Annotated in this window: 12 protein-coding genes; 5 read left to right on the forward strand and 7 right to left on the reverse strand. The window is 70.9% G+C overall.

The window, feature by feature from the left end; genetic code table 11:
• Positions 1 to 86 precede the first annotated feature (86 nt).
• The 4 genes from pdxR (at position 87) to CFB45_RS21685 (ending at position 5683) form a co-directional block, all read left to right on the forward strand.
• The gene (gene pdxR, locus CFB45_RS21670) at positions 87 to 1559 is read left to right on the forward strand and encodes a MocR-like pyridoxine biosynthesis transcription factor PdxR (RefSeq protein ID WP_089427309.1); all 1473 of its coding nucleotides are present in this window, start codon (positions 87 to 89) and stop codon (positions 1557 to 1559) included.
• 401 nt (positions 1560 to 1960) lie between these two features.
• Complete coding sequence (locus CFB45_RS21675) at positions 1961 to 3541, forward strand: trypsin-like peptidase domain-containing protein (RefSeq protein WP_089427310.1); 1581 nt, start codon at positions 1961 to 1963, stop codon at positions 3539 to 3541.
• Between the two features lie 227 nt (positions 3542 to 3768).
• The gene (locus CFB45_RS21680) at positions 3769 to 4980 is read left to right on the forward strand and encodes an MFS transporter (protein WP_089427311.1); all 1212 of its coding nucleotides are present in this window, start codon (positions 3769 to 3771) and stop codon (positions 4978 to 4980) included.
• A gap of 148 nt (positions 4981 to 5128) precedes the next feature.
• Complete coding sequence (locus CFB45_RS21685; RefSeq protein ID WP_089427312.1) at positions 5129 to 5683, forward strand: DUF4303 domain-containing protein; 555 nt, start codon at positions 5129 to 5131, stop codon at positions 5681 to 5683.
• 55 nt (positions 5684 to 5738) lie between these two features.
• Here the strand turns inward: CFB45_RS21685 and CFB45_RS21690 are convergent, their stop codons facing one another.
• The 7 genes from CFB45_RS21690 to cobA all read right to left on the reverse strand — a co-directional run bounded on the left by CFB45_RS21690 (position 5739) and on the right by cobA (position 11784).
• Entirely contained in the window at positions 5739 to 6437 is a 699-nt protein-coding gene (locus CFB45_RS21690) for a fumarylacetoacetate hydrolase family protein (RefSeq protein ID WP_089427313.1), read from the reverse strand.
• Between the two features lie 125 nt (positions 6438 to 6562).
• Positions 6563 to 7504 (reverse strand): helix-turn-helix transcriptional regulator, encoded by a 942-nt coding sequence (locus CFB45_RS21695; protein WP_089429077.1) that lies wholly within the window; start codon positions 7502 to 7504, stop codon positions 6563 to 6565.
• Positions 7505 to 7623: 119 nt separating this feature from the next.
• Positions 7624 to 8418, reverse strand: coding sequence for a YkgJ family cysteine cluster protein (locus CFB45_RS21700; protein WP_089427314.1), 795 nt, complete (start codon positions 8416 to 8418; stop codon positions 7624 to 7626).
• 62 nt (positions 8419 to 8480) lie between these two features.
• Positions 8481 to 9080 (reverse strand): uracil-DNA glycosylase family protein, encoded by a 600-nt coding sequence (locus tag CFB45_RS21705; RefSeq protein WP_089427315.1) that lies wholly within the window; start codon positions 9078 to 9080, stop codon positions 8481 to 8483.
• A 122-nt stretch (positions 9081 to 9202) separates the two neighbouring features.
• Positions 9203 to 10255 carry a CmpA/NrtA family ABC transporter substrate-binding protein gene (locus tag CFB45_RS21710; protein ID WP_089427316.1) on the reverse strand — a complete coding sequence of 351 codons (1053 nt, stop codon included), beginning with the start codon at positions 10253 to 10255 and terminating at the stop codon, positions 9203 to 9205.
• Positions 10256 to 10260: 5 nt separating this feature from the next.
• Positions 10261 to 10857, reverse strand: coding sequence for an ANTAR domain-containing response regulator (locus CFB45_RS21715; RefSeq protein ID WP_089427317.1), 597 nt, complete (start codon positions 10855 to 10857; stop codon positions 10261 to 10263).
• A 156-nt stretch (positions 10858 to 11013) separates the two neighbouring features.
• On the reverse strand, positions 11014 to 11784 hold the full coding sequence (cobA, locus tag CFB45_RS21720; protein WP_089429078.1) for a uroporphyrinogen-III C-methyltransferase: 771 nt from the start codon (positions 11782 to 11784) through the stop codon (positions 11014 to 11016).
• Positions 11785 to 12450: 666 nt separating this feature from the next.
• Between cobA and CFB45_RS21730 the strand changes: the two genes are divergently transcribed.
• Positions 12451 to 13776, forward strand: a complete 1326-nt coding sequence (locus CFB45_RS21730; RefSeq protein ID WP_089427318.1) for an MFS transporter — start codon at positions 12451 to 12453, stop codon at positions 13774 to 13776.
• The last annotated feature ends 13 nt before the right edge of the window (positions 13777 to 13789 follow it).

Genomic DNA, 13789 nt, shown 5'->3' on the forward strand with positions numbered 1-13789 from the left:
GGGGCGCGAATCGCGAGCCGTCCTTCACCAGCCGTGCGCCACTAGCCGTGCGCCACGTTCCGACATTTTCACGCTGCGATGTTCCGATGACGACTGTCCTTCCTTCCGGCGACGCGCCGTTGCTGCCGCTCGACGCGCCGCTGGCGCGCACGCCGGGCGCGCCTTCGCTGCAGCGCCAGTTGCTGCGCCGCGTGCGCGACGCGATTCTCGGCGGTGCGATGCCGGCCGGCACGCGGCTGCCCGGCACGCGCGCGCTGGCCGAGACGCTCGGCGTGTCGCGCAACACCACGGCCGCCGTCTACGAGCAGCTCGTCGCCGAAGGCTTCCTGCAGTCGGACCGCCGCGGTACGCGCGTGGTCGGGTTGTCACGGCCGGCGCCGCCGCGCCGGCGGGCCGCGCCGCCGGCCGTCGCGCAGCGGCTCGGCCGGATTCGCCCGAGCCGCATCGGCGCCGGCGAATCGGAGGGCTTCCGGCCGGGCGTGCCCGCGCTGACGCATTTCCCGGCGGACGCATGGCGCCACGCGATCGACCGCGCGCTGCGCCGCGCCGGCCGCGACCTGCTCGGCTATGGCGACCCGCTCGGCGAGCCCGCGCTGCGCGAATCGATCGCGCGCCACCTGGCCGTGACGCGCGGCGTGCGCTGCGATCCCGAGCAGATCGTGATCACGGAAGGCGCACAGGGCGCGATCGCGCTGTGCGCGCAGTTGCTGACGAACCCGGGCGATACGGTGTGGGTCGAGGAGCCCGGCTATCGCGGCGCGCGCACCGCGATGCAGGCGGCCGACCTCGACGTCGTGCCGATGCCGGTCGACGCGGAAGGGCTGCGCACCGACGAGGACGACTGGCGCGAGCGGACGCCGCGTCTCGTCTATACGACGCCGTCGAACCAGTTCCCGACCGGCGCCGTGCTGTCGATCTCGCGCCGGCTCGCGCTGATCGATGCCGCGCGCCGGCATCGCGCGTGGATCATCGAGGACGACTACGACAGCGAATTCCGTCACACCGGTGAGCCGATCGGCGCGATGCACGGGCTCGCGCCCGATTCGCCCGTCGTCTATCTCGGCTCGTTCAGCAAGACGATGTTTCCGGCGCTGCGGATCGGTTTTCTCGTGCTGCCCGACGCGCTGCTGGCCGCGGTGCGGCCGGTGCTGCCGGAGATGCTGCGCGGCGGGACGCGCCACGTGCAGCTCGCGCTGGCCGATTTCATCGAGACGGGCGAGTACGGCCGCCATCTCGGCCGCATGCGCCGGCTGTACCGCGACCGGCGGCGGTTGCTGCTCGCCGCGCTCGACGGCAACCTGAGCGTGCCGCATCAGATCGAGGGCGGGCCGTGCGGGCTGCATCTCGCGCTGCGGCTGCCGGCGCGCTACCGCGATCGCGCGATCGTCGACGCCGCGCGTGCGCATGGCATCGGGCCGTTTCCGCTGTCGGGTTTTTCGATCGATGCGGGATCGGCGGGCAACGGGCTCGTGCTCGGTTTCGGCAATACGTCGGCCGACGCGTTCGAGCCGATGTTGCGGATGTTGTCGGCGATCGCGGAGCGGGTGGGTGGGGAGTGATGTGGGGGCGGCCGGGCGCGCGGGTGACGTCACCCGTCGCCGGTGATTTCCGCGTCTGTATCGATTTCGATTTCGCTTTGGGATCCCGACGGGAGAATCGAGTCATGAATGGACGAACTGGATCGGTGATGACCGTCGTTCGTCTGGCTGCCTTCGCTACGGAAGCCGCGTGCGCTGGTGCGACGGATGACAATCGGACTTGTGCGGATTGACGAACCGCACACTTTGTTCGAAACGGCCACCGTCGCGGCTCCGCGCTTGCCGCGCCGCCCGGCATTCGGGTTTCGATTCGTATGGTCGAACAGGCCGCGTGGACTATAAATGGATGGGTGTACCGGGCCTTGTCGAGCGCCTGCGCGTCTCGCGCATGTCGGCGCCGTGACTCCCGGGGGAGGTGCACCGTGGTTCGCCAGACGCTTGCTCGCGCCGTGCTTCGCACCGCGTTGATCGGGGGCGTGTTTGCCGGCTGTTTGCCGGCCCCGCCGGCCGTCCTTGCCGGAACCCTCTCGCCGCCCGTCACGCCGCATCCGATGAAGCAACGGCCGGCTGTCGCGCCTTACGCGATGCCGGTCGATTTTCCGGCGATCGTCGACCGCTACGGCCCGGCCGTCGTGACCGTCATGACCGCCGCACCCGACCAGCAGGCGAGCGGCCCGTCGTTCACGACCCTCGATCCCGACGATCCGCTCGCGGCGTTCTTCCGGCGTGACGCACCGCCGCCCGCGCAGGGCCCGCAGGCGCCAGGCCAGCAGGCGCCAGCACCCGACACCGCGCCGCGCGCGGTATCGGGCAGCGGCTCGGGTTTCATCGTCAGCGCCGACGGCGTGATCCTCACGTCCGCCCACGTGGTCGACGATGCGACCGACGTGACGGTGCGGCTCACCGACCGCCGCGAATTCAAGGCGACCGTGCTGGCCGTCGATCCGCAAAGCGATGTCGCCGTGCTGCGTGTCAACGCAACGAAGCTGCCGTTCGTGCGCGTCGGCGATTCGTCGAAGGTCCGCGCGGGCGAGCCGGTGATGACGATCGGCGCGCCGGACGGATCGGGCAACACGGTTACGGCCGGCATCGTCAGCGCGACGTCGCACCGGCTGCCGGACGGCAGCGCGTTTCCGTTCTTCGAAACCGACATCGCGCCGAACCCCGACAACTCCGGTGGCCCCGTCTTCAATCGGGCCGGCGACGTGATCGGCATCGCAGTGCAGGTCTACACGGGCACCGACCGCTACGCGAGCACGACGTTCGCGATCCCGATCGCGTTTGCCGCAAAGGTGCGTGCGCAACTGCAGAAGCAGATGCAGGCGCAAGCGCAGCAGGCCCAGGCGCCGGGCGAGTCGTCGTCCGGCAATGCGATCGGCGTCGACGTGCAGGATGTCGGCATCGGGCTGGCCGCGGCGTTCGGGCTGCCGCGGCCGGCGGGCGCGCTCGTCAACGGCGTCGCGCCCGGCTCGCCGGCCGCCGCGGCCGGCGTGAAGCCCGGCGACGTGATCGTGAAGCTGGGCGACAAGACGATCGGCCGTTCGGCCGAGCTGAACGACCTGGCCGCCGCGCTGCCGCCGGGCCAGAAGGCGCCGCTGCGGCTGATCCGCAACCGCGCGCCGGTGATGCTGACGATCACGGGCGCCGACGAGGCCGCCGGCACCGCCGGCCCTGCTGTCGCCATGGCCGCGCCGAAGGCGGCTGCACGACCGGCGGCGGGAGCAGCGGCTGCCGACGGCGGCGACCGCCTCGGGCTGACGATGCATGCGCTCAGCGACGACGAGCGCCGCTCGACGGGGCTCGCCGTCGGGATGATGGTGGACGCGGTGCACGGCCCGGCAGCCAAGGCCGGTATTCAACCGGGCGATGTCGTGCTGGAGCTCAACGACACGCTGCTCGAGACGCCCGATGACATACCGACGCTCGAAGCGAACGGCAGCGTGATCGCGGTGCTGATCCAGCGCAACAACGCCCGGAAATTCGTGTCGGTGCGTGCGCGTTAGGGCGTTGACGCGCTCGGCATCGTCCGCCTACCATCGTCCCATCTCGCACGCAGTCAGCGACGCATTCAGGAGCCATCCGGCATGAACGCAGCATTCATCATCGTAGTAGTACCCAGGCGCAGGGTCCGGTAGCGGCACCGCGCCGGCACCCATGCGCCCCCGACTCGTTCGGGGGCTTTTTTTTGCATTGCGCACGGCCGTGCGGCACGTGCGCGGAGGGCATCCGCTTGCAATCGAACCTGCCGATCGCTTCCGAACGGGCGTCGCCGAGACTCGCGACGCTGATCCTGCTGTGTGCGTGCTCGGTGCTGCCGCTGAGCCTGTTCCTGCCGTCGCTGCCGGCCATCGCACGCGACCTGCGCGCCGACTATGCGCTCGTCGCGCTGTCGCTCGGCGGTTACGCGGCGGTGGCCGCGTTGCTCGAATTCGTGATGGGGCCGCTGTCGGACCGGTTCGGGCGGCGGCCGGTCGTACTGGCGAGCGTCGGCGTGTTCGCGCTCGGCTCGCTCGGCTGCGCGATGGCGACCGATATTCGGGCGTTTCTGGCATGCAGGCTGATGCAGGCGGCGATCACGTCGGTCTATCCGGTGTCGATGGCGACGATCCGGGACACCGGCGGCGGTGCGCGCGCCGCGAGCCGGATCGGCTATGCGGCGATGGCGGCCGCGTTCGCGCCGATGCTCGGCCCCACGCTCGGCGGCGCGCTCGACCAGGCGTTGGGCTGGCGCGCGAGCTTCTGGCTGCTCGGCGCGGTGGGCATCGCGCTGTTCGTCTGGTGTGCGTTCGACCTCGTCGAAACCCATGCGAACCGGTCGTCGAGCCTCGGGCAGCAGCTTCGTGCGTATCCGGCGCTGCTCCGCGCGCGCCGTTTCTGGGCCTACGCGCTTTGCATGGCGTTTTCGAGCGGCGCGTTCTACGCGTTTCTGGCCGGTGCGCCGCTCGCCGCGCAAACGGTGTTCGGCATCGCGCCGGCGGAGATCGGCTTCTACATGGGAACCATCACGGCCGGCTTCGTGTGCGGCAGCTTCCTGGCCGCGCGTTACGCGCGCCGCTACGCGCTGGCCACGACGATCCTGTGCGGGCGGGTGGTCGCGTGCGCGGGGCCGTTGATCGGGCTCGCGCTAAGGTTCGGTGGCGCGACGCAGGCGATCGCGTGGTTCGGGCCGTGCGTGCTGGTCGGCATCGGCAACGGGCTGACGAATCCCGGCGCGCATGCAGGCGCAGTGTCGGTGCGCCCGGAACTGGCGGGGAGTGCGTCGGGGCTGGCCGGCGCGATGACGATCGCTGGCGGGGCCGCGCTTTCGTCGCTGACGGGGGCGGTGCTGACAGCCGGCAACGCGGGCTATGCGCCGCTCGCGATGATGCTGCTGTCGGCCGCGATCGCCCTGGCGGCTGCCGTCTGCGTGCGGGTGTTCGATGCGCGGGACGCGGGGCGGTGAACGAAGACACGCGGCATCGGACATGGGGGCTGGCACCGCTACCGTGCCGTGAACGATTGGCGGACAATCGATCGATTATCGGGAGACGACGAACCCGCCGCGCGCCGAGCATGCTCCGACGCGGGAAGGGCGACTGGACGAGGATGCGATGAGCGACTTTTCTGATTTCCAGCGAGACATTGCCGACGCCGCGAGAGCGACATTCAGGGCGCTGCGGGCGCTGCACCCGGACGAGCATTTCTACGCATTCGCGCTGTATACCGACAGCGGCGCGATGACGGTGGTGCCGGCAGCCAATTCGGTCGAAGGGCTGCGCCGGATCCGCGAGCAGCAGGCCGTCCCGGACGACGACCCGTGGTATGCGTGGGGTTTCTCCGAATGGGCGTACGCGGCGGCGGAAGCGTCGCCGTTCAATGCGATCTGCGGCAAGCTCGCCGATGACGTGTTGAGCCCGCAGTTCATCCGCTCGAGATTCCCGGAATTTTCGCGGCAACTGCACGCCGACATGATCGCGGCGTTGCGGCTGCTCGACCGCGAAGGCCTGTTCGGCACGGGCGACGACCGGGCGGCGATCACGCTGTTCGTGTCGATCAGCGACGACGACGCGGCCGAGGCGCTGGAAAACGAATCGGCGAAGGCGCTGAATCCGCCGGCCGTCGCCGACGCATTCCTGCGCCGCTACGACCGACCGAAAGCGGGATAGCGCACGGCGGCCCCGCGCAGGCGGCCGCCGTGCGTGCTGCGTGTCGGCTTATGGTTTACGGCTTCGCGCCCACGACGAATTCGAACGTCGCGACGCCGTCGACGCCGCCCGTGACGCGATCGCCCGGCTGCAGCGCGCCGACACCCGCCGGCGTGCCGGTGAAGATCAGGTCGCCGGCCTTCAGCTCGACCGAGCGCGACACATACGCGATGACGTCGGGCACGGCCCAGATCATGTCGGCCAGATCGCCTTGCTGGCGCGTGTCGCCGTTGACCGCGAGCCAGATGCGGCCCGTCGCCGGGTGGCCGGTGGCCGCTGCCGCGCGCAGCGGAGTCACGGGGCCCGATGCGTCGAAGCCCTTCGCCCAGTCCCACGGACGGCTCAGCTTCTTCGCTTCGGCCTGCAGGTCGCGGCGCGTGAGGTCGACGCCGACGCCGTAGCCCCACACGTGCGACAGTGCGTCGGCCGGGTCGATCGACCGGCCGTCCTTGCCGATCGCGACGACCAGCTCGATTTCGTGATGAAGGTCGTTCGTCAGCGGCGGATAGGCGACGGTGCCGCTGGCCGGGACGATCGCGTCGGCCGGCTTCGTGAAGAAGAACGGCGGTTCGCGGTCGGGATCGGCACCCATTTCGCGCGCGTGGTCGGCGTAGTTGCGGCCGACGCAGAAGACGCGGCGCACCGGAAAGCGCGCGGACGACTGGTCGACTTCGACGGAAGGACGCTCGGCAGCGTCGATGACATAAGCGGACATCGGATGGCCTCGTTCGGTGATAAGACGGATGCCGCGCCCGTGCGGTGCACGGGCCGGCATGCGTGAAACGATACCCGACAGCCGTGCGGCCGGATGCGACGCAACTGCGTTTTACCGGGACAAAACTACGCGTCGGCCGCCGCCGGGGAATCGTCGCCGTCCGGCCGCGCGGCGTTCGCGTCCCGGTACGCCTTCGGCGACACGCCGACCCGCGCACGGAAGCGCCGCGCGAAATACCCTTCGTCGCGGAAGCCGACCGAGCGTGCGATATCGGCGATGCGCCGGCTGGTATGGGCCAGCAGCGACTGCGCGAGCGCGATCCGGCGCTCGGTCACGAGATCGGTGAAGGTGCTGCCGGTTTCCTTGCGGACCAGGTGCGCGAGGTAGTTGGGCGACAGGAACGCGGCCTCGGCGGTCGCGGCGAGCGTCAGGTCCTCGCGGGTCAGGTTGGCGCGCACGTGGCGCAGCACGCGCGCGAGCGCGTCGCGCCGGCCCGCGCGCTGGGCGCCGCGCTGCGCGAGCTTGTCGAGCGCACCCGCGTACTGCGTGCAGACGAGCCCGATCAGCTGCAGCAGGTAGCCGCGCAGCAGCGTGGTCGAGCCGAACGTGCGCACGCGATCGGTGTCGAGCATGCACAGCGCGAGGCGGCGCGCTTCTTCGTAGGTGTCGCCGGTCAGGATGAAGTCGAGGTGTTCCTGGAAGCGGAATGGCGTCAGCTCGGGAAAGCGGTGCGCGGGCACGTCCTCGAGATCGAGCGGGTCGACGTCGAGATCGGCGCGCAGGAACGCCTGGCTGAAGTTGATCACGATGAAGTGCGCGCCTTCCGGATGCGGGATCAGGTGCTCGCGGTGCGGCAGCACGAACGCGAGCGCGCCGCGCGGAAACGGCCGCGTGACGCCGCCGATTCGCTGCTCGGTGTCGCCGCCGAGATTGAACTGGATCTGGAAATACGCGTGCCGGTGCGGCTCGGTGATCGCCTGGCGCGACGCCTGGTCGCGGATGTAGAAGTCGAGCCGGTCGCTGCGTTCGGGCATCCCGTACAGGCGCGGCGGGGCGGTGGAGGGCATGAAGGATTCTGCTGTTCGTGACGCGGTTGAGCCGCGATGGTACAGCGAACCGGGCGCGGCGGCGATCCGTGCGGCCGCACGGCTTCGCCCGGTGTCGCTCGCGGCGTGCCGCGCGGCGATCACTCGTCCGGATGGAAGCCGAGATAACTGGCATGCGGGTTGGCGCTATCGGCACGCTGAGCTGCCGCGCCGACCGACACGAGCGCATCCAGCGTCGACGTACGGTTCGACACCAGCGTCCAGGCGATGGCGGCGTCGGCGCTGGCCGGGGCCGACTCCGCTGCGCGCTGCGCCGTCAAAGCCGTCAGCGCGGCGAGCAGCGCGGCAGCCGGCGGCGCATGGACCGCGAACCCTTCGTTGGCCACCGCCGCCGTATCGATCCCCAGCATCGCGCACAACCGCGCCCGCAGCGGCGTCTCGGCTTCGCTCGCCGCACGCGAGCGCGCGATGTTCTCGCGGGTGGCCGCGTCGACGATCGTGCCGCCGCGGACGAACGGCGCCTGCTGCCACGCGTCGGGCGTGCATTGCTTGCCGTCCGGCACCAGCGGCACGAACGGATTCACTTCGGCCGGATAGATCCGGCACACGAGCGGCCGCGCGTCGTAGATCGCGCAGCGCATGTCATCGCCGAGGTTCGGGCATGGCCCGGCATGGGTCGCGGTGAGCATGACCGTGATGCGGACGGGCAGCGAGCCGCTGAGCGCGGCGCTCGAGCGCACGCGCTTGTACGCGGCGAACGCGTTGTCGGGCTCGGGCTCGACGAGCCACGGCATCGCGTCGCACAGCAACTCCACGTGGCCGCCGCGCTGCAGCCAATCGGTGGCCTCGTCGATCGTCAGCGGAATGCGCAGGTCGCGGCAGCACCCGCCGCAGCCGTTGCAGGCAAAGTCGAGGTCGGTGGGGGTGTCGTTCATGCTTGATTCGATACGGATAACGGGGATGTCGCGACGCGTCGCGACATGGCAGCGGTGTGCGTTTATCGGGCAACCAGCGGCGCGATTCGGCGCCGCAGTTCGGGCACGACCTCGGAGTCGAACCACGGGTGGTGCTTGAACCACGCCTGGTTGCGCGGCGACGGATGCGGCAGCGGCAACACGTCGGGGCCATAGTCGCGCCACGCGTGCACGGTGTCGGTCAGCGTGGCCTTGCGCGACTCGCGCAGGAAATGCCGCTGCGCGTACTGGCCGATCAGCAGCGTGAGCCGGATCGACGGCAGCTCGGCGAGCAATCGGTCGATCCACAGCGGCGCGCATTCGGGGCGCGGCGGGTTGTCGCCGCTTGTGCCGCGGCCCGGGTAGCAGAAGCCCATCGGCACGATCGCGAAGCGCGTCTCGTCGTAGAACGTGTCGGCATCGACGTCGAGCCAGCCGCGCAGCCGCTGGCCGCTCGCGTCGTCCCACGGGATGCCGCTTGCATGGACGCGTGCCCCCGGCGCCTGCCCGACGATCAGGATGCGCGCGTCGCGATGGGCGCGCACGACGGGGCGCGGGCCGAGCGGCAGGTCGGCTTCGCAGGCACGGCACGCGCGGATTTCGGTGAGCAGCACGTCGAGCGGCGCGCGCGTGGGTTTTGGCATCGAATCGGATCGGGGGACGGAGTGGTCATGCGGCGTCACCCGGGGCCGCGTGCCGGGCGCCGGCAGGCGGCCCGGACAGGCGTGGCGCGGGAGCGCGCGCCGCCTGCATCATGCGGCGCGCATCACGCCTGCGACAGGCCCGGTGCGCCGCTTTCGGCGACGGCAGCATCATACAACGCGGTTTGCGCGATCGCCCGGGCGATCCCCGCGTCGTCGTGCGCGCCGTCGAGCATGCCCCAGCGCCGGTATTGGGACAGGAACCACTCGCCTTCGCGCGGATCGGGGCGGTTCACGGCGCCGCCGTCGTGGAAGCGGATCGGCAGCGGCGGCACGGCGAACGGGCCTGAGCCGTAGTCGCCGAGCAGGCGCGGCGCGATCAGCCGGGCCGGCACGCCGAGCGCATCGGGCGACGCGAGCCAGTCGGCCGCCTCGCGACGGTGCGCGGCACTGTCGAGCCAGGCGCAGGCATCGACGAGCGTGCGGATCAGCGCGCGGGCCGTGGCCGGATACAGCGCGACGAAATCGCGCCGGGCCGCGAGCACCTTCTCCGGATGATCGGGCCAGATCTCGCTCGTGACGGCAACGGTCCGCCCCGCGCCGCAGGCCTCGGCCACCGCATGCCACGGCTCGCCGGCGCAGAAGCCGTCGAGCTCGCCGCCGGCGAGCGCGGCCACCATCTCCGGCGGCGGGATCACGACGCTGCGCACGTCGTGCAGCGGATCGACGTCGTGCGATGCGAGCCAGTGGTTCAGCCACATCGCGTGCGTGCCGGTCGGGAACGTCTGGGCAAGGAGCGGCTTGCGGCCGAGCGTCGCGAACGCGTCGCGCACGCTGCCGCTGGCGCGATACGCGTCGGCGAGGCCGCGCGACAACGAGATCGCCTGGCCGTTGCGGTTCAGCACCATCAGCGCGGCCATGTCGGCCTGCGGGCCGCCGATCCCGAGCTGCAATCCGCAGACGAGCCCGTACAGCGCATGCGCGGCGTCGAGCTCGCCGCTCAGCAGCTTGTCGCGCACGGTGGCCCACGACGGCTGGCGGCTGAGCTCGAGCGTGAGGCCGTGCCGTTCGCCGAGGTTCAGGCGCTGCGCGACGATCAGCGGGGCCGCGTCGCTCAGCGCGACGAACCCGAGGCGAAGATGTGCGCGTTCCGGCGCGGCGGGAGAGGAGGTATCCATGACATTCATGACTGGGGTGACGCGTCGAGCAGTTGCCGCGCGACGTCGACGATGCGCAGGCCCTGGTCCATCGCGCGCTTGCGCAGCGCCGCGTAGGCGTCGTGTTCGGACAGCTTGCGCTCATCCATCAGCAAGCGCTTCGCGCGGTCGATCAGTTTGCGCTCCGCGAGCTCGCGCTCGACGTCGGCCAGCCGGCGGCGCAGCGCGTCGTCGTGCGAGAAGCGGGCAAGCGCGACTTCGAGAATCGGCGCGAGGCGCTCGGCCGACAGCCCTTCGACGAGATACGCGCTGACGCCCGCGCCGACCGCCGCGCGGATCAGCGACTGGTTGGCGTCATGGCTGAACATCAGCACGGGGCGCGGCGCGGTGGCGTGCATCACGGCAAGCTGCTCGAGCGTGTCGCGCGACGGTGAATCGGTATCGATGATCACGACGTCGGGATGTTGCTCCTCGACGGCGGCCGGCAGGCGCGCGGGCGTCGCGACGTCGTTCAGCATCTCGTAGCCGAGGTGCGCGAGCGCGTCGCCGAGCTCGCCGATCGGCTTGTCGGTGTCGGTGACGAGCAGCACGCGCAGGCGGGAGGAAGAAGCAGACGTACTCATGACGTGAACGGCGGCGGCGAAAGCGTGGCGCGATGGGCGGATCGGGGGCGGCGGCCCCGTGCGGACATCGTGTCGGTGCCGCGCACGGCGGCCCGGCGGCCGGTGCCGCCGTATTCATGATAGGGGGGCGGCCGGTGCCGCGTGGCGTCGCGCATGCTACGCGGCCCGGGACAAGGCCGTCTCGATCGCGGCGCCCGCGTCCGGCACGTGCTGCACGGCTGCTTCGCCGATCGCGCCGCCGACGAGGATCACGGCCGGGCTGCCGAGCCGCGCTGCGTCGATGCCGCGCGCGAGACCGCCGAGCGTGCCGGTCCAGCGGCGTTCATCGGGCGTGCCGGCCCATTGCACGGCCGCGGCCGGCGTCGAGGGCGACAGCACGGCCAGCAGGCCGGCGGCAATGCCGTCGACGCGGCTCATGCCCATGTAGATCGCGAGCGTGGTGCCGGTCGCCGCGAGACGCGCCCAGTCGGGTTCGCCGTGGTCCTGACGGTGCGCGGTGACGAACGTGACGCCGTGGCAATGCGCGCGGTGCGTGAGCGAGATGCCGAGGCTCGCGGCGGCCGCGAAGCCCGACGAGATGCCGTTGACGATCTCGACCGGAATCGCGGCGGCGCGCAGCGTCGCGAGTTCTTCGCCGGCGCGCCCGAACAGCAGCGCATCGCCGCCTTTCACGCGCACCACGTGGGCGCCGCGCAGCGCGTAGCGGCGCATCAGCTTCTCGATGAATGCCTGCGGCGTGGAGCGGCAGCCGCCGCGCTTGCCGACGCGGATCACGCGTGCCTGCGGCGCGAGTTCGACGATGCCGGGCGCGACGAGATCGTCGAGCAGCAGCACGTCGGCGGCGGCCAAGGCCTTCACGGCCTTCAGCGTGAGGAGATCGGGATCGCCGGGGCCGGCGCCCAGCAGCGTGACTTTGCCTGTCGTCATGTCGTGTTCCAGTGCCGCCTGCATGGGGCGGTCGATAGCGCATTGTCTTGCGCGGCGGCGACGGGCGGTCGAAACGCACCGGCATCCGGCCGTGCCGCGCACGGAAGGACGCCGTTGTCCTGATCGGCCCGCCTGAATGACGGGCATGGGTTGTGGGGACTGCCCACCGGCGCCGTTGCCGGTGTCATGCGGCGGATTCAGCAATATCCGGGCCAACCGGCATGACGCGTCGCGCGGGGGGCGGCGGCAACGGTGCGCATTGCGCCGCGCGATGGCCCCGAGCGTGAAGGCGGCCGCCGCGCGCGGGCAGCCGCAATGCCGCATCGACGTGCATCGTGCCTCGTCAGCACGCACCGCGATGTCGCACGACGACAGTGCTGCATCGCACCACATCTGTGCCTCGCTGCCTCACGACGCATCGTGGGTGACGTGGCGCCGCGCGTCGCATGACGCCCGACGCGCCTTGCGTGGCGGGGATGTGGGCCCGATTCGCGACGACGTGGCACGGCGTTTGCGTTGGGAGGTTCGGGCGGATCAATGGCGATTCGTCCGGCAGTACCGATTACCGACGCGCCCGGCAACGGGCTTCATGGGCAACGGCGTCCTACGCATCGGGTCTCGACGAGACCGGGTGCGCAGGACGCCGTTTTTCGTTTGGCGGATGACATGACCGACAAAGCTACCCGTATCGATCTCTTCAGCTTCCGCACCGCGCCGATGCGCGCGTTCCACCTGACGTGGATGGCGTTCTTCGTGTGTTTCTTCGCGTGGTTCGCGTGCGCGCCGCTGATGCCGCTGATCGCACGCGAATTTCACCTGACGGCCGCACAGGTCGCCAACATCAACATCGCGGCGGTGGCCGCGACGATCGCCGTGCGGCTGCTGGTCGGCCCGCTGTGCGACCGCTTCGGCCCGCGTCGCGTGTACGTGGGCCTGCTGCTGCTCGGCGCGATCCCCGTGTTCGCGGTGTCGTTCACGCACGATTACCTGTCGTTCCTGATCTGCCGGCTCGGCATCGGCGCGATCGGCGCGGGCTTCGTGATCACGCAGTACCACACGTCGGTGATGTTCGCGCCGAACGTGGTCGGCACCGCGAACGCGACGACGGCCGGCTGGGGTAACGCCGGCGCAGGCGCGACGCAGGCGCTGATGCCGCTGCTCGTCGCTGCCGGCCTGATGCTCGGCTTCGGCGAGGATTCGTCGTGGCGCATCGCGCTGGTCGTACCGGGCGTCGCGATGCTCGTGATGGCCTGGGCGTACTGGCGCTTCACGCAGGATTGCCCGCAAGGCGACATCATCGCGCTGCGCAAGGCGGGCGTGACGGTCGACAGCGGCAAGAAGGGTGGCTGGGCGAGCTTCTTCGCGGCCTGCGGCAACTATCGCGTGTGGATGCTGTTCGTCACGTACGGCGCGTGCTTCGGCGTCGAGGTGTTCATCCACAACATCGCCGCGCTGTACTACGTCGATCACTTCAGCCTGTCGCTGAAGGACGCCGGGTTCGCGGTCGGCCTGTTCGGGCTGCTCGCGCTGTTCGCGCGTGCGCTCGGCGGCTGGCTGTCCGACAGGATCGCCGCGCGCCGCAGCCTCGACGTGCGCGCGACGCTGCTGTGCGCGCTGATCGTCGGCGAAGGGCTCGGGTTGATCTGGTTCTCGCATGCGCAAAGCGTCGGCATCGCGCTCGTCGCGATGCTCGCGTTCGGCCTCTTCACGCACATGGCCTGCGGCGCGACCTACGCGCTGGTGCCGTTCATCGACCGCAAGGCACTCGGTGGCGTGGCGGGGATCGTCGGCGCGGGCGGCAACGTCGGCGCGGTGGCCGCCAGCTTCCTGCTGAAGGGTGTCGGCGACGTGCAGCACACGCTGAGCCTGCTCGGCCTGGCCGTCACCGCGACCGCGCTGTGCGCGATGGCCGTGCGCTTCAGCGAAGAACACAAGGCGCGCGAAGCCGAGCTGCGCGACCGCGCGCTGGCTGCCAGCAGCGTCGCGAGCTGATCGACCGAAGGAA

Source organism: Burkholderia sp. HI2500, from assembly GCF_002223055.1.
Lineage (GTDB): Bacteria > Pseudomonadota > Gammaproteobacteria > Burkholderiales > Burkholderiaceae > Burkholderia.